1 protein-coding gene is annotated in these 428 nt (G+C 49.3%); it reads right to left on the reverse strand.

What is annotated here, in order from left to right; all coding sequences use genetic code 11:
* Window positions 1–37: 37 nt before the first annotated feature.
* Window positions 38–428: lysozyme (locus NE664_14340; protein ID MCQ4727814.1), on the reverse strand; the 391-nt coding region annotated here is incomplete at its 5' end.

The raw sequence follows: 428 nt of genomic DNA on the forward strand, positions 1-428 counted from the left end.
CTCATAGCGGAAACATTCACAGCCCATCCTGTAAATTTCACTCCATTTTAAAATTCCCTGACCAGAGCTCCCAATCGGCCCGGCTGCCGCAAAACACATTGACATCGATATACGTCTCATCTCCCTCGTATCCATCCAGCCGCTTCCGGTTCGTATACTGCCAGAACAGCCAGTCGCGGTTACCGGTATCCGGCTTCTTTACCACGTTTCTGATCCAGAGGGGATACTCCTCAAATCGCCCTTCCAGATAAAACTGCAAAGTATCTTCCGTCGCATAGATCACCGGTTTTACGCCATAATACGCTTCAAGCCCTTGCAGCATCACCTCCAGCTGTGTACAAACCGCCTCTTGATCAGGAGGATTAACTTTCTTATCGCCATAAAATTCGAAGTCGACCACCGGAGGCAGCATTTTATCAAAGGCCGGT

Origin of the sequence: Anaerotignum faecicola (genome assembly GCA_024460105.1) — a bacterium.
GTDB lineage: Bacteria > Bacillota > Clostridia > Lachnospirales > Anaerotignaceae > JANFXS01.